The organism is Draconibacterium mangrovi (assembly GCF_010586825.1).
GTDB lineage: Bacteria > Bacteroidota > Bacteroidia > Bacteroidales > Prolixibacteraceae > Draconibacterium > Draconibacterium mangrovi.
Window position 1 is genome coordinate 43566 of record NZ_JAAAGB010000011.1, and the last position, 22289, is coordinate 65854.

13 protein-coding genes are annotated in these 22289 nt (G+C 41.9%); 2 read left to right on the top strand and 11 right to left on the bottom strand.

The window, feature by feature from the left end:
- Positions 1–297: 297 nt before the first annotated feature.
- The 3 genes from G4420_RS20185 to G4420_RS20195 form a co-directional block, all read right to left on the bottom strand.
- On the bottom strand, positions 298–3681 hold the full coding sequence (locus G4420_RS20185) for a GEVED domain-containing protein (protein WP_163325758.1): 3384 nt from the start codon (positions 3679–3681) through the stop codon (positions 298–300).
- Between the two features lie 154 nt (positions 3682–3835).
- Complete coding sequence (locus G4420_RS20190; protein ID WP_163325759.1) at positions 3836–5560, bottom strand: M14 family metallopeptidase; 1725 nt, start codon at positions 5558–5560, stop codon at positions 3836–3838.
- 2 nt (positions 5561–5562) lie between these two features.
- Positions 5563–7413: a M14 family metallopeptidase gene (locus tag G4420_RS20195; RefSeq protein ID WP_163325760.1), complete on the bottom strand. Its 1851-nt coding sequence runs from the start codon at positions 7411–7413 to the stop codon at positions 5563–5565.
- Positions 7414–7728: 315 nt separating this feature from the next.
- On the opposite strand from G4420_RS20195, the gene G4420_RS20200 reads away from it, so the two are divergent.
- Complete coding sequence (locus G4420_RS20200) at positions 7729–10455, top strand: glycoside hydrolase family 78 protein (RefSeq protein ID WP_163325761.1); 2727 nt, start codon at positions 7729–7731, stop codon at positions 10453–10455.
- A 183-nt stretch (positions 10456–10638) separates the two neighbouring features.
- Here the strand turns inward: G4420_RS20200 and G4420_RS20205 are convergent, their stop codons facing one another.
- A complete protein-coding gene (locus G4420_RS20205; protein ID WP_163325762.1) occupies positions 10639–11658 on the bottom strand; it encodes a pirin family protein in 1020 nt (339 codons plus the stop codon).
- Positions 11659–12052: 394 nt separating this feature from the next.
- On the opposite strand from G4420_RS20205, the gene G4420_RS20210 reads away from it, so the two are divergent.
- On the top strand, positions 12053–12763 hold the full coding sequence (locus tag G4420_RS20210; protein ID WP_163325763.1) for a hypothetical protein: 711 nt from the start codon (positions 12053–12055) through the stop codon (positions 12761–12763).
- A gap of 392 nt (positions 12764–13155) precedes the next feature.
- On the opposite strand, the gene G4420_RS20215 is transcribed toward G4420_RS20210, so the two are convergent.
- From G4420_RS20215 to G4420_RS20245, 7 genes are all read right to left on the bottom strand, one after another.
- On the bottom strand, positions 13156–14025 hold the full coding sequence (locus G4420_RS20215) for a sugar phosphate isomerase/epimerase family protein (protein WP_163325764.1): 870 nt from the start codon (positions 14023–14025) through the stop codon (positions 13156–13158).
- Positions 14026–14158: 133 nt separating this feature from the next.
- A complete protein-coding gene (locus G4420_RS20220) occupies positions 14159–15352 on the bottom strand; it encodes a tetratricopeptide repeat protein (protein ID WP_163325765.1) in 1194 nt (397 codons plus the stop codon).
- A 333-nt stretch (positions 15353–15685) separates the two neighbouring features.
- Complete coding sequence (locus G4420_RS20225) at positions 15686–17707, bottom strand: LTA synthase family protein (protein WP_163325766.1); 2022 nt, start codon at positions 17705–17707, stop codon at positions 15686–15688.
- 11 nt (positions 17708–17718) lie between these two features.
- Positions 17719–18957, bottom strand: coding sequence for a YaiO family outer membrane beta-barrel protein (locus G4420_RS20230; protein ID WP_163325767.1), 1239 nt, complete (start codon positions 18955–18957; stop codon positions 17719–17721).
- Positions 18958–18963: 6 nt separating this feature from the next.
- Entirely contained in the window at positions 18964–20388 is a 1425-nt protein-coding gene (locus G4420_RS20235; RefSeq protein WP_163325768.1) for a glycosyltransferase family 2 protein, read from the bottom strand.
- Positions 20389–20391: 3 nt separating this feature from the next.
- Positions 20392–21852, bottom strand: coding sequence for a hypothetical protein (locus G4420_RS20240; RefSeq protein WP_163325769.1), 1461 nt, complete (start codon positions 21850–21852; stop codon positions 20392–20394).
- A gap of 31 nt (positions 21853–21883) precedes the next feature.
- Positions 21884–22252: a response regulator transcription factor gene (locus G4420_RS20245; protein ID WP_163325770.1), complete on the bottom strand. Its 369-nt coding sequence runs from the start codon at positions 22250–22252 to the stop codon at positions 21884–21886.
- Between the last annotated feature and the right edge of the window lie 37 nt (positions 22253–22289).

Below are 22289 nucleotides of genomic sequence, written 5' to 3' on the forward strand. Positions count from 1 at the left end.
TTTTGAATTATACAAACCCCGCTAGAAATAGAGGAGGAGAATTTAAAAATTCATTTAGTTGTTTAAAAAGACTGGATTGAAAAATCCCGGAGTGGACGCCGGGATTTTTTTTTAGTTCAAGTATGCCAATTGTTTTCAGCGTGAGTATTAAGCAAAACAATGAAATTACAATGGTAAATACCGATAGCATAGCAATAAGAATTTGGGAATTAATGCACTGGATTTGAACTGGTGGCTATTCGGTAAAATTAAATTCTGTAAAGAAAGAGTGCTCACGGACGCGAGCACTCTTTCATATTATTGTTTTATAAACTTCTTTATTTTATTGAATCCTTCACCACTTATTCTAATATAGTAACTTCCTGATGATAAGTTGCTAATGTTTATTTCCTGCAGATTTGATACAAGTGGTTCTTTCTTTACAACAGCTCCATATGCATTAAAAACGGTAATTGTGCTTTCCGATTGTATATTATGGCTGATCGTTATAATATCATGCGCCGGATTAGGATAAATAATCAGTTCGGTATCTTCATTTTCTGCGGCTTTTACTTCTGTGTAGGCACTTTTATTCGAAATAATGGTTACCGAATAGTCTTCTACTTCACCGCGGTCAAAGATTTCGCAACTTGAAGAATAGGCATTAGCCTTCATTGCAACACGCATTCGGGTGGTGCCAGGTAAGGCATCTGCAGGGACGGAAATATTCGCAGAAACAACAGATTTTGAGTTCGGAACAGCGAGAACTTCTTCGCCTGCATCGTCAAAATCCTTATCCTGGTTGAAGTCAATCCAAACCTTCCAGAATTCGCGCTCGCTTTTACCGGAGAAGCCTGGTGAAAGTTGAATTGGTTGGGCAGCACCGGTGGCCAGGTTTGTGTTGATTGATGTAAAATCTGAATAGGCCGATCCTTCAGAAGCATTGGAAATATCGCCCAAATTTACACCGGCAATCCATTCTTTCTGTATGGAAAGACTTTCCGAGTCGCAATAATTATCGGTAATAGAATCGTTAACCGTGATGTAATTAAACAGGATGAGTGAATCGGTACCAACGTCATTTGTAACCCAGAGAATTACATCAAAAATTCCCTCCGTATTGTAAATTACAGCAGGGTTTTGTTCGGTACTAACACCCGAGTCAGCACCTGGAAAACTCCACTCCCACGAGTCAGGATTGTTTAAGGATTCATCGTAAAATTGTACTGCTTCGCCAGCGTTTATCACAGTTTTATCTGAACTAAATGCTGCTACCGGAGGTTGGGGAACAGCCGCGCCAATTACTACGGTATAGTCTTCCACCTCGCCATTGCCGATGTTTCCACACGGAAGCGGAGAACCATCGCTGCTTATTGCTACGCGCATGCGGGTTTCAAGATTGTTTACGTTAGGTATTGTTATTGAACCCGTAACTATCGATCGTTTTTTATTCGCGGAGAAAAGTAATTCATTATCAGAGAATGTTCCGTCGGTGTTTAGGTCAATCCATACGGACCAGTATTCAAATGTTGCTTTGCCTGAGAGTCCGGGAGTTAAAGTAATGGTATAACTTTCGGCAGAGGTTAATTTGAATATAAAAGCAGTAAAATCTTCATATCCTGCAGCCCCTGAGCTGTTGGTCTGGCCTCCGATATTCACTTCTGCAATCCATTCGTTACTTGCATTTGCTGTAGCAGTGCAGTATTCAACAGGTTTTGGTAACACATTGAATGAAGTTGAGGTTTGTGCAGTGTTTCCGCATGAATCGGTTAGAGCCCAAAGATAGGTAACCGGGTAGCCTGCCTCATTAATGGTGAATGGCAGAACTGTGGTTGAAAGTTCTGGAGTGCCGCAATTATCATCATATTCCAGGCTTTCGAACAATGGAAATTCATCATCAAAATTAATGTCATTTATCGTCTGGGGCAGGCTCAGAAAAAAAGGTGGGGTTGTATCATTTACTATTATTTGCTGTTGCCATAAACTCGTATTTGCGCAAGCATCACCTATTTCATAAAAACGATTGATGATAGTAGGGCAGTTCCCTGTAATTGTTTCGCCAACAAAACGGAAAGATGAGTAGTCTATTTCGCAGTTATCATCAGCAGTTCCTCCTGCCTCAGCAAATTCTTCAAATGAGTTGTAGTTGGCCGGAATGTCCCCGGTACATTCGATAAATATGTTTGACGAACCGGTTATTACGGGAGGCAATGTGTCGTTAATCATAAATAGTTGAGTAGCATAGGTCGTATTGCCACAAGTGTCTTGTATTTCGTAGGTTCTGGAAACAGTTTTTGGACAACTGCCGTCAGTGGATTCAGACAATAGACTAAATGAATGTTTCATTAAAATACCATTATCGGATGCTGTACCTCCGGCCTGCTCAAAGGCTTCAAATGACAGGAAAGCCTCTGGTAATTCATCAGCACACGATAATACGGTGTCGTTAGGTAGTTGCAATACGGGGGCTTCTTTATCTTCAATAATTATTTGTTGTTCTTTACTATAAAAAACTCCGGCATCGTCGATTATTGTAAATACCCGGTTTATACTTATGGGGCATAAATATGGATACGAATAATAATCATTATACTCTATCTGGATGTATGAATAAGCTTCAAGGTAACACGTATCGATGAAAGAACCTCCGGCAGCCTGAAACTGCTCGCTTGTTATTACTTTGGGCTGTAATGAAAGTGGCAGTGTAGTTAATGCTTCAAGATTTGCAAAGTCTCCGTCGGAAGGACTAAGATGAATATCTTCCGGAATAGTAAAAAATGGTTCTTTTAAATAATAGTCGAAATATTCGAGATTGTTTCCACAGTTATATTCAGCAAAGTAGGCTGTTTCTACCATAAATTTATCCCAGAATTCATCGTAGAAGGAATACATTGAACTCGTAAAACTAGTTTCATTCACCGGGCATTCTGAAATGATTTTGCCACCAAACATCTCAAATTCCTGGTAGTCCCAAACCGGAATTACCTGTTCGTTATTACAAACGTTGATGAACGTGTTGTATGGTGGGATGATTTTTGCTGACAAAACCACAGGATTGGGATCGTTGAAAACTATCTGTTGCTCCATGGTGTAGAAAAGCCCGCTAAACTCGTCAAAAATGGAGAAGATTCTTATAAAACTCTCTGGTAGTCCGTTTTCATTTAAAACAGCATTCCAGTCTTGATATTCGATGGTGCTGTTTATTGGCTCCATTCCGCAAACGTCGTTAAAAAAACCTCCGGCTGCTATAAATTCTTCAGGGGTAATTTGATTGTAGTCGGAGAAGGGCAAACCGGTGATCGAATCAATTTCTTCTATTTGCTGAATTTGATGATTGGTGATTACATCGTCGGGAATGTAGGTGGTTGGCCGGTACATATAAAAATCAGTGGCGGTTAATGTATTCGAACATGAGTCCATGATCGTATAAACCGTTTCGATAACTAATTTCTTAAAAAATTCATCGTAGTAGGTGTTGAAATAGTTGTTCAAACTACTTTCAACAATGCCACAATCGGAATAGGCGGAACCTCCGTTGGCTATGAATTCATTATAGTCAAAGGTGGGAAGCATCATTAGCATTCCGCACGGATCAGTAGTCCAGGTTTGGGGAGCTTTCATTTCAAGAGAATTTTCCTGAGAAATTGCATTGGTTGTTACTATTGCAAGTAACACAACGGTTAACAGAAGTTTGGTTTTCATAACGTAAGTTTTTATTCTTTTTGTTTTGGTAATTTGAGATAAAAAAGATATTGATAATTAGAAAATAACAAAAAGAAATGACGTCCCAATTTGAGAAATAAAAAAGGGGCTTTTTGTGATACAAGCCCCTGTAATATAGTATTTAAAGTGTTTTTTATAAAGATACCGAAGTACTTGTAATACCTGCTTTTTGCGAGATGTATTCCAGTGTTACTTCTCCTTTGCCTTGAACAATAAATTCATATTCTGTCGAACTGTGTCCCGGAATGGCAAAGAACTGAACCTCAGGTTTATGTTCTTTATAGCTAACCTGATCGAGACGGTAATCGTTAATTTTGCCACCGGCAATAACTTTGGCACCCGAAACTTTCAGGTGGTCGATGGTATACAGTTTATCTTTCACCGCCTGGGCTGTCATGGTCGACAAACCGTTTTTGTTTGTCAAGCGAACCCGAATTCGTTTCAGGTTATTGTCCAGCTCTTTTACCTCAAATACTTCCAATTCGACCTTTGGTGTTTCGTTGGCTGCCAGCAATACAACCGAGGCATTGCGATGAACCAAATCGGGCAACATAAACGGATGTGGTAAACGCGAGCTCATTTTCACCCAGCCACCAATTTCAATTTCGCCATAAACAGGGTGATTAAACGGTTTCCAGTCTTTATACAATTCGCCCTGCACTACGTTGTCGTTAAACTTTAGTTGTTCACGGTTACGTTCGGTGCGGTCATTTTCGGAAGCGGTTGCAGGTTTATCACTTTTCTCTTTGTAAGTTTCATGCTCGCGCACGAACAATTCGCCAACAAAAGTATACGAGCCGTGTACAAAGAACATTTGGCCATCTGAGTCACCAAAAGTTGGGTAAAGTTCAACCGAGGTCATATAAACATATCCGGGAGTTATTTTAATGGCTTCTTTACCGATAACATCGTAGGCGGCAATATCCGAAGCCGGAAGAACTGTTGTATTATCAGCCGGAACACGCAACCACATCCCGCCTGAGTTATGGAATGAAAAGTTTACGATGATATTGGGGTGTTTGGCTGCAAATTCGTCAACCGCTTTTATGCCAACCCCCGAAAACGGAAAGTTACCTGCTCCCTGCTGTACGTACTGAGGCTGCCAGTGGTAGCCCCAGTTACGGTTCGGATCGAGATAACCTTCGGCATCTTCATTAAATTTGCCGTCGCCATCGTTGTCAATTCCTTCCGAGCCTAAAATGGTGTATTCTCCTTTTTCGCCGGGTTTTACACGAACCATAATACGTGGATCTTCCGGATCCGGTTTATAATCACCGTTCGGATCTTTTATGCGCATCTGGCAAATGCTGCCGTCTCCATCCAGGTCATCAGGGGCGTCTTCATCAAATAAACCGTCGCCATCATCATCTTTCGGAATACGGATACTTCGGCTTGAACTTGGCGTATGAGCATCCTTAAAAAAGTGGTTACGGCCATCAACATTTACCACCGGAATAATGTAGTGCACGTTGCTGTCGACCGCTTTTGTAACCTGCTCGTTTTTGCCATATTTGGTAAGGAGCATATTGGCATAATACAGGCACACTTCACCGGCCTGAATCTCATTCCCGTGAATGTTTCCATCAACCCAAACACCCGGTTTATCATGTTCGGCACCTGTTTTTTTGTTGTTGATGGTAAGAGCGTATATTTTTAATCCTTCTTCACTTTCTCCAACCGATTCAAGTTTCGTCAGCTCAGGATAAGCCTCATGAAGTACTTCAAGTGCTTCTACCACATCATTGTAATCGTAGTAACGGTCGAAACGCAGCGGTACTTCAATTTTTGGTTCGTCGGCGGCAAAAACCGCAACTGCCAACGAGAATAGTGCTACTAATGAAAATATTTTGCGTATCATGATTAACCTCCAATTTTAATTTGTTCAACTACATCGGTAAAGACTGTCGACTCAATTCCGGCAGTAATACTTTTGTTTTTGCTTGCTTTCAGCAACCAGGTGTATTTTTTAACCTGGTTGGCACCAATTGCTCCAAGGGGTGTGCGAAGTTTGCCTTCCAGTAGTTCCATATCGCCATCAAGCGTAAGCACTACAGGAGCAGGCTGACCATTTCGCTGTCCCATCGAAATAGGGTAGGGAAGTGCGCCATTGTTGGCTACATACAATTCCAGTTTATAGATACCTCCACCCATATCCGTCACTTTTTTGTCGGCAATGGCAAACTCCGGAAGTTCGGTAGACAACTTGAGCAACCAGGGCAATTGTGTTGCCAGTAACGACTCAATTTTATCTGCTTTCGGCGTTGTTTCCAGGTAAGGTGCATAACCCCCCACTTCTACTTCATCAAAATCGGGATGATCAACTTTTGTCCACGCAACAAATCCTGCTCCGTCCAGTTCAGCATCAGAATAAGCCAGCAACGCTTTGTCCTTTTCACTCAACTCATCTTTTTTCTCCGACTTTTCTTCTTTCTTTTTCTTGTCATCCGAGGCGTCTTTTTCATCCTCTTTTTCCGCTTCTTCTTTTACTTTCGGAACCGAGAATAGTTGCATACTAAACGATGGCACCCCGAGGTGGTAATAGGCCCACAATTCAAACGAACCATCTTTTGCCGGAGTCGGATCCAACGTTTCGGTACTGAAATCTTTTGATTTCAGGTATTTTTTATAGTCTTCGGCATATTTTTTATAAAAAACCAGGTCGTCTTCCAGCGGATTTAATGCCGGCCCCAAACTCAGGTAGCTGGCCACCAACGACGGAGTAACATCCGTACCCGGAGATACAACTGCTTTAAACAACTCGATTGCTTCGTCCATGGTGTAGGTTTTGTTGGCATCGGCGTTTAGCATGGTGGCATAACGGCGCGGAATTTTTATTTTGTCGAGGCTGGCATCACCTTTACGGCCTCCTTTTGGCGGAACCATGCAAAAGTTTGATGTACCCAAGGTATACACCATCGAAATCTCGGGGCGGTCGAAAATAAAACGCAGTATTCCATATACTTCAGGAGTTTGTCCGGCGTATAAACCGGCCTCCTTATTTTCGTATGGGAAAAGGTGTGGAAAGGCAATTCCCACGTTAATTCCGCCAACGCCGTCTTCATTGTATTTTCCGTCTTTGTCGGTGTCAATTCCTTCTGTCAGCAATTTGTATTCGCCTCGTTCGCCTTCTTTTTTATCGGCTACTTTCATCAGGCGTGGATCTTCTTTCGAAACGATATAGCTGCCTTCAATGCTTTTAATGCGCATTTGAGTGATCAGCCCGTCGCCGTTCAAATCGTCCGGACCATCTTCATCGGTGGCCTCGTCTCCATCGTTGTTTATTTTAAAAAGGTTGGTGGCCTGCCCTGTTTTTAAAGCCGAAAAATAAACCGCAGCAGCATCAGGATTGGGTTGTGGCATAATGTACCATTTTACATCTTTGGTATAAGCCGTTGAATCCATTAATAGTTTCGACAGGTACAACGCGCCTTCAGTTGCCAATGGTACATTTCCCTCGAAATTGGCACCCACAAAAATTGCCGGAACATCGCTGAGGTTTGCACCAATTTCCAGCACGGTAATTGGTTCGCCACCCGGGCTTTCGGCAATGGTGTGCAGTTTGGCATTTCCCGAAGAAAATTCTTTTAACAATTGCTGAACTTCCGGGTTGGTATGGTATTTCCCAAATCCGATGTCAGACTGCGCTTTTAGGCCGGAACTCATAACTATAAGCATCCCGGAAAAGCACAAATGAAGCAGTTTTTTGACCATAATAAATGTGTTTTTCTATAAATGAATTTTAAAATTTTGATTCGTCGATTAGGCGCTGGTGCAACTAATGATGAAAGAAATATGTTCGAATTATTGTGTGAAAATTACATTTTTTTCTTAAAATAGTAGAATTTGCTGACATAAATTTGATTTTGTTTTTGTATTCGATGACGATTTTACTTTTTCTTTTATTCTGAAATGTATTTGATAGTGCCAAAAAGTATAAATTTAGTGTCAGTTTATGTATTGTTATTGCTGCTAAAGAGCTTTAATTTTAAATTCTTAAATTTTACTAAACCAAATAAATCAAACAAAATGAAGCATTCAAAAGCTTTACTTAACTCATTCCTTTTAATTGTATTTCTAAGTGTATTTTCATCAGTACTTTATGCAAAAACAGGTGTAACAAAACTCGTTTGCGAGTATCACGAAAATCCTGTGGGCATTGATGTTGAACAACCCAGGTTAAGCTGGCAACTTTATTCCGATCAACAGAATGTAGTTCAAACGGCTTACGAAATCCGAACGGCAGGTTCGGTGAAAGATCTGTCATCAAAAAGCAAACAGTTGTGGAATTCGGGGAAGATAGAATCCGATCAGTCGGTAAATGTTGTTTATGGAGGGCCGCAACCCGAATCGATGCAGCGCGTGTATTGGCAAGTGCGGGTGTGGGATAATACAGGCAAAGCAAGTGCCTGGAGCGAACCGGCCTATTGGGAAATGGGAATTCTGGAGCCGGAGTTGTGGAAGGCGTCGTGGATTGCTTTGCCCAACGAACCGGAGTCAGAGGATTCAAAACCTGCGCAATATTTCCGGAATGAATTTTCCACGTCAAAAACGGTAAAATCGGCGCGGGCGTATGTAACGTCTCATGGCCTGTATCAGCTGTTTTTAAATGGCGATAAAGTTGGCGACCAGCTGTTTACACCGGGTTGGACCAGCTACAATAAACGTTTGCAATACCAGACTTACGATGTAACCAAAATGTTACAAAAAGAGAATGCCGTTGGTGTGGTTTTGGGCGATGGATGGTACCGCGGAAATATTGGTTGGAGTAGTGCCGATGGTTATTACGGAAGTAAACTGGCGCTGTTATTTCAACTAAAAATCAATTATACCGACGGAAGCAGCGAGTGGCTCGTTAGCGATAAAAACTGGAAAGCAAACAATGGCCCGATTCTTAAATCGGATATCTACAATGGCGAGACTTATGATGCGCGTTTGGAATTAAAAGGTTGGGCCAACACCGGTTTTAATGCAGCCGACTGGAAAAGTGTTGAAGAAGTTGATCAACCGAAAGACCTTTTAATCGCTCCTCAAGGCGTGCCTGTAAAAGCTGTGGAAGAGTTAAACCCAATTGAATTTATTACCACTCCAAAGGGCGAGAAAGTGTACGACATGGGCCAGAATATGGTAGGTTGGGTACGTATAAAAATGAAAGGAAAAGCGGGGCAAAAAGTGCAACTTAAATTTGCAGAAGTGCTCGATAAAGAAGGTAACTTTTATACGGCCAATTTACGTTCGGCCGAATGTACCGATACCTATATTTTCGGGAAAGACGGCGAAGCTGTTTACGAACCAAAATTCACGTTTCACGGATTTCGTTATTTGCAGTTGATTGGCTTCGATGAAATCCCGGCAAAAGAAGACATTACCGGCGTGGTTATATATTCGGATATGGAACCGACAGGTACATTTGCCTGCAACGACGAAATGATAAATCAGCTGCAGCACAATATTCAGTGGGGACAGAAAGGTAACTTCCTTGATGTACCAACGGATTGTCCGCAACGTGACGAGCGCTTGGGCTGGACAGGCGATGCGCAGGTGTTTAGTATGACTGCCGGCTACAATTTTAACGTGGCTGCTTTCTATACCAAGTGGATGAAAGATGTGGAAGCCGATCAGTTGGACAACGGCGTTATTCCGCATGTTATTCCTGACGTGTTGAACGGACAAGGTGGTGCTACCGGCTGGGCCGATGTGGTGGCTGTTATTCCGTGGTCGGTGTATAAGATTTATGGCGACACCCGCATTCTGGAAGAAAGTTACCCGGCAATAACCAAATGGGTAGGCTATATGAACGAACGGGCAGGCGACGATTACCTGTGGACAGGCGATAATCATTTCGGCGACTGGCTGGCATTTGCCACAACAAGTTCGGATTACCCGGGTGCTACCACCGAAAAAGACCTGCTGGCAACGGCTTATTTTTATTACACGACTACCCTGACTGCCAAAATCGCACAGATTATTGGCAAAGCACAAGACGCTGAAAAGTACAAACAGCTGGCGGCAAACATAAAGGAAGCGTTTAACGACGAATTTGTAACACCTAACGGAAGACTGGTTTCGCACACTCAAACGGCGTATGTTATTGCGCTTTCATTTGGCATATTGCCCGACAGTATGGTTGACGGTGCTGCCGATTACCTGGCAAAAGATGTGGAGAAATTCAAACACCTTACCACCGGCTTTTTGGGAACTCCGATTTTGTGCCCAACACTTTCGGCAATTGGTCGCGACGATTTAGCCTTTATGCTGCTAAACCGCAAAAACTACCCATCGTGGTTGTATCCGGTAACTCAAGGCGCCACAACAATATGGGAGCGTTGGGACGGACAGAAACCCGACGGATCGTTTCAGGATGTGGGAATGAACAGCTTTAACCATTATGCTTACGGCGCCATTGGCGAGTGGCTGTACAATCATGTGGCCGGTATAAAAGTGGATGAAAATAATCCGGGTTACAAGAAATTCTTCCTGGCACCAAATCCCGGCGGTGGTTTAAGCAATGTTGATGCAACGTTTAGCTCGGTGTATGGCCCCATCAAATCGGACTGGAAGGTGAGCGACGGACAGATGACCTACCAGGTTGAGGTTCCTGCTAACACTTCTGCCGAAGTGGTGCTGCCAAAAGCTAAAGTAGCCGAAATAAACATGGACGACAACTTAAAATCAAGTGCCAAACAAACCGGAGCAGATGTAACTGTTTCGGTAGGGTCGGGGACTTATACCTTTACTTATCCGATGGCGGAATAGGAATAAGTTGATTTTATTTGCACCGTGGCTTTAGCCCGGTGATCAGAATTAAGGACATATAAAAAAGGCTTTAGCCATTAATCTTACCGATTAAACGCTAAAGCCTTTTATATTATCACAAATATCACCGCCCTGAAGGACGGTGCAAAACAGTATTCTTAATTGTTACTTTTTTTGCTGTTATTATTTTTGTTCTTCTGTTCCGTCAGCATAATGGGCAAAGCGACCTTTCGATCGTTCAAATACCTGTTCTTTCATTGGCCAGGGCCATCCACCGAACTGTGTTTTCTGGTACTCATGTATCGTTTCTCGTATTTCCTGTTCGGTATTCATCACAAACGGGCCATATTGTGCTACCGGTTCCTGAATTGGTTTTCCCTGTAGTAATAGCAGAAATGCATCTTTACCGCCATTCACAATCGTCTTTTCTGCTTTTGGATTTAATGTAATTCTGTTATTCACCGCTATGCTTTCGCCTTCTATTGTGATCGCATCTCCTTGGTAAAAATAGAGGTTTATATTCACCTCTTCTGCTTTATCCGGGAGCGTGTAAGTTGCTCCTGCTTCCATTTTTATCGTGAAAATGGCAACTTCATTTTCGGGATCAGCTGCCCACGAATTAGGATTAGGGTTTGGAGCTTTAGCCCCATTCAATGTACCCGCAATAATATTGATTTCCGTTACTTTCCCGTTTTCATTTTTTGATTGAATAACAGGAATCGTTTCTTTCCAAAGCATTTTGTAATGCGGTTCAACCAACTTACTTTTTCGGGGCAGGTTGAGCCATATTTGAAAAAGTTCGAGCGGATTGTCTTTGTCTGCATTAACAAGTGGAAACATCTCAGAATGTTGAACACCATTTCCTGCAGTTAGCCATTGTGCATCTCCCTCCTTATAGCGTCCGGCACCACCGAAGGAATCACAATGGTCAACTACCCCTTCCTTTACAACGGTAACCGTTTCAAAACCCCTGTGCGGATGGTAAGGAAAGCCCGGCACCACTTTTCCATGATACATGCTGAAGCCGTCTTTACCCGTAAAATCCTGACCAATATTTCTACCCTTTAACTGATCGGCATCAAGGCCCATTTTTTCATTTCCCGCGGGGAATTTATCGCGATGATAGGCACAAAACAAAAATGGATCTTGTGCTTTCCACGGAGCTCCCAAAGGTTCAACACGAAGTATTGAATTGTTATTCATAGTTATGATTTTATTGTTTATGCAAATCAGAGTTTGATCTGGAATATGGACACCTAACGAATGAACAAGGATTTTCCCGCTTTCTTCCTTCATTATCGAGGTGAAAAAGGGAGAAAATCAGCATTTCACTGTACTATTTTCAAACCTTGATTTGCATTGTTTCTTTTAAATTGCTGTGGCCCGTTGTTTGAGCCGGCTCAGTACCTAACACAAAAAGCGGGAGAAAATGTTCGGGTTAAGCCTGAAAATAGTGGCGTTTTAACACTATTTAAAAGAGTTGACTACGAGGGCGTGATTTTATAATATATCGGCTGATAAAGCAATTTGCCTTTTTATCAAATCTAAACTATCTTGTGCTTAACAAAAAGATATTGATTCACCCAAATCGAAAAAAATGCCAACAATCAAACAAACAACCCAACCTGACGAAATAAAATCGTCGCGCCCCAACCAACCTGTTGCTTCGTTTTTGCAGGAGGCCGAAAACCTTTATGTATGGTGTATTGATGATATACCTGAGTTGGTAAAGGCCGGAGTTGATGTGGAACTGATTAACACATTGCCGGAAAATATTAAAGCCTGTCGTGATGCCCAAACGCTATGGAAAAAGAAACTACAAACTCCGGGCGAAGCACAGGTGCAATGGAAATTACAGCAGCCGGAGGCCAGTAAATTAGAGGCCGAATTGATACGTGCCTTGCGTTTTGCCTTTCGGAATAATCCCGATTTATTAGTCCGGCTAAAATATATTACAAAAGGTAACAGCTATGCAAATCTTATTCAGGACCTGAATGATTTGGCGCTACTGGGGCAGAAACACAGTCAATTGCTTACGGCTTTTGGATTTGATATGGACTTGCTCAATACGGCAACGGCAAAATCGAAAGAGTTGGCCGGTTTGTGGGCACAGACTAAAAACGAAAATGCCCGTTTAAATGAAACGGCAGTTGCGCGTAATAAGGCGTTCTGGACCTTGCATCAACAAGTATCGGAAATCCGCGCGGCCGGCCAGTATGTCTTCCGCCACCGAAAAGACCGCTATGTGGGTTATGTTAGCCAATTCTGGAAGCAAAAGGATCAACGCAAAAGCAATTCTGCTGGCTAAACCCAGTCATTGTATTAAATATTATAATGCGAGGTACTCGTAATAGAGTGCGAGGGATATTTATATGCATGCGAGGGATAAATAATAAGGTGCGAGGAATAAATAAACAGATGCGAGGGACAAAAAAAGGGATGCGAGGTTACCTCGCACGTGTATATAATTACCTCGTAGGTAAATATTAGTCCCTCGCACCTAAATAAAACTACCTCGCATTATTATATTAGTCCCTCGCGTGATGTTATTAGTCCCTCGCAGAGCAAAATTGTCTGCAGGGACGGGTGAAAATGCAAAAAACAGAAGTAACATTATACCACGCGAAGGGATTCGCGCGATAGCGGTGATTCGGGCGGTAGCGGAGGCCCGGGAGACTTCAATGGGGGACGTTTTATTTCCTACTGGCCGTTTACAAGGTGTAGTTGGTTGGTAACTTCCTGGTAAAAGGTTTTTACTTTCTGTTTGTAATCTCCTTCTCCCAGTGTTTCGATAGGAACGTATCCGCGATATGACGATGCTTTAATGATATGCATAATCCGCTCAAGGTCGGTTTTTACCGGTTCGCCGTTAACATACACCATTTCTTTTAACTGCCAGTTTACGGCGTAGGGTATGCTTGCTTCAATCTGTTGGTAGGGGTCGCCCAAACGATAACTTCCCACATCAAGAACCAGCCCAAACCATTCGGAATGAATCTCTTCAAATAGTTGTAGAACATGATCTGATGTTTTAATAAACTGCCAATGGTTTTGGATGGCAACGATTACTCCATGCTCGGCACCAAACTCAACGCACTCGCGGATGGCAGCAATCATCGAATTAAAAATCTCCTGGTTTTCGAACTGCCCCGGATTTGACTGTCCGGCGAAAATGCGCAGAACCGGTGCGCCCAGTTTTTCGGCAGCAATTATCCAGTTTTTCACCAGTTGAATGTTTTCTTCCAGTGCCTTCGGGTCGCCACTGGTAAAATCGTTACGAACTCCGGTACCACTTATCTCCAGACCCAGTTCATGGGCTTTTCGTTTAACGCTGTAAAGCACCTCGTTGGAGGGAACGGCAGGGTAGCCGGGGAAATAGTAGGCGGTTAAATCCACCGCATCGAATCCGGTTTCAGCACAAAATTCCAGCAGCTCGTCAAGGTTCATTTGCCCTTCCGAAAGAAGGTGATTAAAGGAGTAGGCATTTAAACTGGTTTTTAATTTTGGCGACTGGGCAAAAAGTAAGGAGGATAAACCAAGGCAGAAAATGACAAGTGCTAGATGTTTCATAATTGTAGGTTTTAGGCCACGATAAGATAGAAATATTTTACCGGATCGCAATTCGGAATGGAATAGCGTTCTTTACCTTCACAAACAAGAAACGACAGCACCCTGCACAAATTCCGCAACAAAAATAAAACGTTTAGGAACCGTAGTTTGCCAATTTATTGTTATACGATTCAATTACTTTGAACACCTGATGATCAGCGGCAAATACTTTTTCGTAAGCTTCTTTTGCCAAGCGGAAATTCAATTTGGCGTTCTTAAAATCTTTTTTGTCATGTTGAACTAAAGCGGTATAGAATTTTAAATTTCCGCTTACTGTATAATCGGCAGAATAGTCGCTGGTTTGATCTGAAAAGAACTGAAGCAACTCGTCGGGTTTATTATTACTCCAGTAAAATGTCATCAGGTCTTGATAAATTATTGGAGCTTCCGGAGCTATTAAGAACAACTGCTTTGTGCGCTCCCTGTAAGCTTCCGTATTCAGTGCCATTTCCAACTCAAGCAATGCTTTTACAGTGGAATAATTACCGGGTTGAATGGCATCAGATTTTTTGTAATATTCCATGGCATTTACCGTATCCTCAAGCTCCAGGTACATTACGGCAATCATTCTGGCCACATTCGACTTATTTTCAGCATCGTTATACAGATCCAATGCTTTTTTTGCACTTTCGATGCCTTTTTCAGTTTGATCGGTGTATAAATAGGCATAGGCAAGATTGTAATTACTGTAAGGGTCTTTGCTGTTTAGTTCGATCGATTTTTTAAAAAATGGAATAGATGCTTCGTAATCGAGGTTGATAAGACAGGCATAACCAATACCATAAGCCGACCAGGAGTCGAACACTCCTTTTTTATAGGCAGTCAGGTAATAGCTTTTAAATTTGTCAACCAAAACCGAATCCGGCAATAACCAGTTATCATCGTATTTTAAATGAATCTCATGATAGAAATTCCCTAATTCTTTTTGCAACTCATAATTGTCCGGGTATTTCTCAATCAGGTCGGGCAATACCGTATTTGGCGAAAATTTGTAGTTGGAAAAATTACCTTCACTTTCACGAACAGCTGCTAGTTCCTCGTTCGGGTTTAAGTCTTTTAATGCAAAAATCTGGTGCATTTTAGTCGTAACATAGTAGTTTAACACCAGATTGGTTTTTGCAATTGCAATTTCCGGTTTTTCATTATTCGGATCGGCATTGTCCAGCAGCTTATATGCCGATTCGTATTTTTTTAATTCAATAAGTTTATTCGCTTCATTTATTACTTCTTTTTGGGCAAAGGAAATGGTGACGCAAAAAATCAGAATTAGTGTAAGTTTTAGTTTCATTTTTTGTTGTTTATGTTGCCTAACGGCAGTCTGGATAAAAATACATTTCCGGGGCGATATTATTAAACTTTATAAATCGTTTTGGGCAGCGGTTTTAGAACCAATTGTTTTCATTGTACTTCTCAGTATTTGGTTTCTTTGGCTTAAAAATAGTTTAAAAGATCAAAACTTGATCAAAAATCAGAAAATAATCAAAATGCTCCACGTTGCAATTGATTGTTGGGAAATGAGAAGCTCAATGGAATGAAGGAATGGCTACAATTATCCGAATCCCGGGTATCGTTTTTGCAACACCAAAATTGTTTTATGTTCGCTTAAGCAGTGTCGTTATGCTTATTGCCCGCGGTAAGTATATACTTTCAGCGAATCGGGAATAAGTTTATTGTTTTTGCAGGCATAATCATTCTTTAACAGGAAATTATTGAGTTCAGCTTCCAGTTCTTTTTCCTGATCGGGCTCATTAACGGTCTCGATGTCCATGTTCTCGTAAATCTGGTAAATTTCTTTGTTGGCCAACATTCGCTCGCCGTCGATATAATCAAGGATTTCGTTTTTGTTTCGCATCAGGGGATAGGAATTCGCAACCCTGAATTCTTCTTCGTCGTCGAGGCCATGCCCGATCCATGCTGCTGCCTTGGGTCGCGAAATGATACTATCGGCATCCAGCAGGGCAAGTAACGAAGGTGTAATGTCGAAATGCGTAACAAGGGATGAGAATTTAGCCGGTTTATTAATCATAGGCGAATAAATTACCAGCGGCACATGAAACCTGTCGAGCTGCGTACTTATCGGGATTTCCGGCATACGGTGGTCGCCCGTAATTACAAAAATGGTGTTGTTAAACGAAGGTAGCTTCCTAAATTCACTAAAGAAATACCTGAGGGCATCATCAAAATACAGCACCGTAGAAAACTGTTTTTCATAATGACGGTTAAAAGCTTCTGTTTTTTCCGGAAGTTTCAATTCTTCCATTCGCTCGTTAAATTTCGAGAGGTAATATTCCTGGTTTTCAACTACAAAAGGACTGTGCATCGCCAGCGTAAGAATAACATCCATTCGCGCACTTGCAGTGTCGGCTTTCATTTGATCGATATAACGTCTGAAAATTTCTTTGTCGCCAAATCCCCAGGAAAAACCGCTGGAAGAGGCCGGCATTTTTTCATAACCCGCGCCAAAACCGGTATTGTCAATAATTTTATCGATCCCCTGCCGTTTCAGGAAAACATCCATGTTGTCGAAATGCGCTTCACCACCGTAGGTAAACGAACTTGTATAATCGGCCTGGGTTTTCAAAATACTCATCAGGCTTAAATGATCGGGCATATCTTCGCCGAGCTCGTTAAAACCGCGGTCGCCAAAAGGAAGCGAAGCCAGGGTTGACGGAAGCACCGCAAAGGTTCGGCCCGAGGTGCTTAAACTGTTTTCCCAATACAAACTTTTATCCATCAGCGAATCCAAAAAGGGCGTAAAACTGCCCAGGTAAGCATCTTCGCCACTGTATGCCCGGCCAAGACTTTCAACAATAATAAAAACAATGTTCGGCTTGGTTTCCAGTGGTTCAAAGTATTTACCCAAAACATCGGGTGTTGTTTCTTGGTGGAGGAAAGGGTAGTCTTCGTCGAGGTAAGTAAAAGAACCATCAACAGAGGCCACATTTGTTTTAAAAGTGTAGGTTTGTTTGTCCATCTGCTCGTTGAAGACATAACGCTTTAGTACACTTTCGCTAAAAAAGTTGAGTTTGTTGGTGGCTGCATAAAGCGAAAATTCGTTTTCAAAATCAGAAGGTTGTGGTTTTAAAAATCCGAGCGGAGCCAATGACAAAAACATGGCTGCCGAAATAATAAAGAGCATCCACGGTTTTAGTTTGTAGTAAACATGTTTTATAAAAACCCGCACCATGTAAACCAAAAAGAGGGTCATAAAAATAAATGGCCACACATTCATCTCGCCCGAACTTTGCACGGTTTGGGTGATTTCATCGATGGAATAGGCAAACAAATCGGCGCCCAGCGGAACACCTGCGGCAGAGAAGTACTTCAGCAGCAGCATATCGCCCAACACCAATAATACCGAAGCGGAAATAAAAAAAACACGTGCCGCCCTTTGGCTGAACAAACCCAGCAGTAAAAAAGGAATCATGAGTACGGCTGAAACCCTAAGGTAGAGGATGATGTCGTATTTTATTCCGAAAAGCAGCGTACTAAAACTCCCCGGTGGATAGTTGTGGTAATTGGAGAGGATTACCATCTCGTGTAAACGCACGAGCAAAAACATCACGGCCAGAATAAAACTCAGGCTGATAAAACGCCTTAATGTGCGTACAAGCAAGCCAAATATATCGGTAATTTTCCCCATTTAAATCTCTATTAGAACAACCTCGAAAAACCTATATCGAACGAATAGTAGCCCGAATAATTTCCGGGTTCCAGTTGTTCGCTGCCAATATTAAATCCGGCACTTACAATCCATAATTTTTTAATTAAGCGGTTGTATTCCGCCCTTACCGCCCTGGTTTTTAAGGTCAGGTTCTGTTCTGTATCTATTGGTTTCCTGTTATCGTCGGGCGAAACACCATAACTTAGTTTAAGTCCCAAATAATTTTCAGAATCGGCGAAATAGCGACGTACCGATAAAGCCCCGGAAACCGAAGTTCCGTCAGAATCAGGCGTAACGTACGATCGCAGCGAAATCCAGTAATTCCCCACATATTTTCCAAGAGTAGCGGTATAAATGTCAACTCCCGAAGAACTAAAATCGAGGTAGCGCATTCCCAGCGAACCTTCCCAGGCATTTGGAAAGTTGTGGTACAACTCAAAACCAAAACGGTTTCCCGGGAAAAGCGCATCCGACGAGTACCCGTAATTTACGTAGGCATAATTGTCTTCGCCAATTTTCGGGTAAGCATCTATTTCAAACTGCAGCCCGTTTGAATCGAAACGATTGGCGTAATTCAAACGTGCAATAACAGATCCCAGTTTGGTTTTTCGCCCGTACGACAGGGCCAGAAAATGCCAGGGATCGCGGTTAAATTCGCTGTTAAAGTTATCGAAAGTGTACACCAGCCTGATTCTGTTTTTCATCAGGTCGAGCCGGTATTCTTTTAACTTGAGCAGAAAATCGGGTTCTCCCGGGTTTTTATGCAGGTAGGTTTCCAGCACATCAACTGCTTCCTCGTATTGCTTATCGCTGTATAGTATCCGGGCTTTTTTCAATGCAAACTTCGACGATTCGGGCTCCTGCTTTAAGGCTGCGTTGCAATATTCAATAGCTTTTGCATTGTCATCCGCCCAAAACTCAACATCCGAAAGCGCATCGTAGGCTTCCATATTTTCGGGGCGCTGTATTAAAACCTCCTGTAATACCACTCTTGCCGAATCGTACATTCCATCCCAGGCATAGGTACGTCCCATCAATAAGGCCACATCCGAATTAAAACCTTCGGTAAGAATCTGACGGCAAATGCTACGGGCTTTTTCCCGTTCACCGTTAAAGGCAAAGTTCCGGGCCTCATCAAAGGTTTGTGCCTGCAGAATACCCGCTGTTCCCGTGGCCAGCAAAATAAAAAGTACACTTACTATTTGGAAATACAATCGATTCTTCCTCACTGTATTTTATTTTTTTTGTTTCGAAATGTCAAAGCCGGCACGTGTCATTTTTCCCCACGATTTTTTCTTTTTTATGAAATAATCGTAGTTCCCCCGCAGTCCCCAATACACAATTAAAGGATGGTAGATGAACGGTTCGAGCCAGGTTGTCATCAGCAACTTTATTATCATTCGTTTTTTCTTGTAGCGGTTGTATGAAAGATGGTCGAAAAGGATGGCATAGGTCGAAATCATAATTGCAAAAAAGTAAATAAAACCAAACATCACATAAAAAAACGACCAGTCGGCCAGCCCAAGCAAGGCTATGGTAATGAAATAAGATATGCCTAAAAATTCAACAATCGGGGCCAGCCATTCGAAAAACACCCAATAGGGGTGCGATACCATACCCATAAAACCAAACTTCGGATTCATAAAAATATCGCGGTGCAGCATTATGGTATCAATGGTGCCGCGTGTCCACCTGTTTCGCTGTGATCCGAGTACTTTCAGTGTTGAAGGAGCTTCGGTCCAGCACAAGGGATCGGATATATAAACTACCTTGTATTTTATCCCCTGGTTGGCCATGTATTTACGCATGCGTACCACCAACTCCATATCTTCGCCAACGGTTTTCGTGTAGTAGCCTCCGCAGTTTATAACCACCTCCTTGTCGAAAAGACCCAGTGCCCCTGATATCAGCAACAGACCATCGAGGCGGCTCCAGGCCAGCCTTCCCATCAGAAACGAACGGCTGTATTCGATGACCTGGAAACGGGGAATAAGTTTGTCGGGAACATTTACTTCCACCAACTGCCCGTTTTCGATTACACACGAATTGGCAATCTGAATTACACCACCTGCCGCAATTACCTTTTTATCGCTGGCTTCGAGGAAGGGTTTTATCAGCTTTTTCAGGGCATGCGGATCGATAATCGAATCCACATCAATTGAAATAAAATAATCACCTTTGGCAATGTTTATACCTGCATTTAGCGCATCGGCTTTTCCGCCGTTGCGTTTATCAACCACGGTGAGGTTTGAGTAGGCCTTTGCACGCGATTTATACACACCAAGAATCTCCTGGCACTGAATCTGATAATCAATCGCAAAAGGTACTTTCTCGAGATCAAACGCGGCAATTGTTTTCTCCAGCGAATCGTCTTTGCTGCCATCGTTAATAACAATTATCTCGAAATTCTGGTAATACAGCCCAAGCAGTGCTTTTATGTTGTCGACAATGGTAAGCGATTCGTTGTATGCCGGTGCCAACAGCGAAATTTTCGGAGCAAAAGGAGATGACAGAAGCGCATCGAAGTTGGTGGTTCTGGCTTCGCGAACATTTCGTATCAATTCCCTAGCCGAAACAATAGCAAGCCAAAAATAAAAACTGAAAATACCGATGGTATAAATCAGAAATAACGATTCTATTATAGTTCTTACAATTCCCATAAATTAATTCCGCGGATCCTTTACATGAGCCAATAATAGTTCAAGCTCCGGTATTTCTTCTTTTGTGTGCTGAGTAATTATTTGTCTGCTCTCCTGCCCCATGTAATACACCGAGCGGCATGCCTCAAGCTTTAGCGATGTTGAACCGGTTTTCATTACCTCCTCAAGAAAAGCAAAATCATCGGTATCGCCAATATTTTTAAATGCCTTCAGAATTTCGAGTTTATTTCGGTTTGTTTCGCCATCAAATTTCTTTTTTATCAACTCGCGGCTGTCGTACAAGCGCAGGTCGTTAATGGCTTTGTAGGCCAGAAATCGCGTCTCTTCCATGTCGCTCTCCACCATTTTAATCACTTCCGAAACATCCTCAAGTTGCTGAAAAAAAGTAATCATTTTCAAGCTGAAATTCCGGATATTGTAATGTTTAAAAGACAGGTAGCGGGCAAAAGCAGGCACCGGTATCTGGTTTAGGCGTATGAGGTAAAACACCGACAATTGCGCCCATTTGGCAAAGGGTTGTTTAAGGTTATCGAAAAAACTAAACGGTCTATCGGCGTTTAAGGTAACATATGCAATTTGTGCTTCTGTGCGTACGTAATCGTTAGTGTCGTTAATCAGGGTTTTAATCAATCCTTTTGCACCCTGCGGATAAAGGTGAGTGAGCTCCATTATTCCCTTAACCTTTTTATGGCTGTATCTTGATTTGGCCAGTTTAAGCGAATCTTTTTGCAGATTTAATTTCAAATAAATCTCAGGAATAAAACTTTCGAGCTCGCCCTTAAAGTTGGCCTTGAAATTCATAAGAACCGAGATTAGAATTCTGCGGTTGGCTTTGTTTCTAATTTTTTTGAGTTTAATCAGTGCTTTTTCCCAATCAATGTTTCCGAAAATGTAATCCATAACCACCTCTTCGTACATTTTCCCATAAATCCGTTCGAACCGTTCCTTTTGGTTTTTTCTTTTGATGGTAAATCTTAACGTTAACAGCACAAATGCAATGTTTGCGATAAAGAATAAAATGAGTGCAGCGAAAAGTAGCAGTATGGAATAATCAAAAACTTTTTCAATTATATCGAGGTAAACCTTTCTGACTTTTGACGGTAAATGATTTTTGCCGTACTCAATCAGCTTGTTTTTTAATTGCTCAATTTTTTCATCTGAAACAAAAATATTGAGTACCGAATGTTTAAGAAGCTCCTGTTTTTCCGTTGAACCAATTGTTTTATTTAAGGGAAAGGTATCAGCAGAACTTAATTCCTGATTTTCACCACTTGCTTCCTGACTAAGGGGAACAACCTCATTTTCGGCCTCCGAATTTTCGATGGTATCCTGTTGTTGAATTAAAATTTCGGATTGTACAAATAGCAGGTGCTTCGCCTGAACGGCTTGCGGGAAGGTAACGAAACATAAAAAAATAAAACTATTTACGATCAGTAGATTAATCGCAAAGCTGATATGTCGCATTGATTACAAGTTTCTGATTGAAACAAAAATATTATTTTCTGGCAGCTAATAATCTTTTTACCCTAAGATTTAGTTCAATCAGGCTAAAAGGTTTTACCATATAATCATCGGCACCAAGATCAAAAGCTTTCATCACACTTTCTTCAGCTCCTGCTGCCGAAAGAACCATAACCGGAATTAGCTTTTTATTATCCTCGTTTAATTTCGAAATTACTTCGAGTCCATTTAAATTTGGCATGTACAGATCGGTAATAAGCAAATCCACTTCATTGCTTTCGAGTTTTGTCAGGCAGTCTTTCCCATCTACGGCTTTAATAATTTCATAGCCTTCTCTGGATAAACTATGCGCAACTGTCTCAAGGATTAATCTGTTGTCTTCTGCCACTAAAATTCGTTTCATAATACATTCATTTTAGTTAAACAATAAATTACACAGA

Bases quoted from the DNA above. Each gene is read 5' to 3' on its own strand.
- G4420_RS20185 (WP_163325758.1), bottom strand. From the start codon at position 3,681: ATGAAAACCAAACTTCTGTTAACCGTTGTGTTACTTGCAATAGTAACA.
- G4420_RS20200 (WP_163325761.1), top strand. From the start codon at position 7,729: ATGAAGCATTCAAAAGCTTTACTTAACTCATTCCTTTTAATTGTATTT.
- G4420_RS20215 (WP_163325764.1), bottom strand. From the start codon at position 14,025: ATGAAACATCTAGCACTTGTCATTTTCTGCCTTGGTTTATCCTCCTTA.
- G4420_RS20190 (WP_163325759.1), bottom strand. From the start codon at position 5,560: ATGATACGCAAAATATTTTCATTAGTAGCACTATTCTCGTTGGCAGTT.
- G4420_RS20235 (WP_163325768.1), bottom strand. From the start codon at position 20,388: ATGGGAATTGTAAGAACTATAATAGAATCGTTATTTCTGATTTATACC.
- G4420_RS20245 (WP_163325770.1), bottom strand. From the start codon at position 22,252: ATGAAACGAATTTTAGTGGCAGAAGACAACAGATTAATCCTTGAGACA.
- G4420_RS20210 (WP_163325763.1), top strand. From the start codon at position 12,053: ATGCCAACAATCAAACAAACAACCCAACCTGACGAAATAAAATCGTCG.
- G4420_RS20225 (WP_163325766.1), bottom strand. From the start codon at position 17,707: ATGGGGAAAATTACCGATATATTTGGCTTGCTTGTACGCACATTAAGG.
- G4420_RS20240 (WP_163325769.1), bottom strand. From the start codon at position 21,852: ATGCGACATATCAGCTTTGCGATTAATCTACTGATCGTAAATAGTTTT.
- G4420_RS20205 (WP_163325762.1), bottom strand. From the start codon at position 11,658: ATGAATAACAATTCAATACTTCGTGTTGAACCTTTGGGAGCTCCGTGG.
- G4420_RS20220 (WP_163325765.1), bottom strand. From the start codon at position 15,352: ATGAAACTAAAACTTACACTAATTCTGATTTTTTGCGTCACCATTTCC.
- G4420_RS20195 (WP_163325760.1), bottom strand. From the start codon at position 7,413: ATGGTCAAAAAACTGCTTCATTTGTGCTTTTCCGGGATGCTTATAGTT.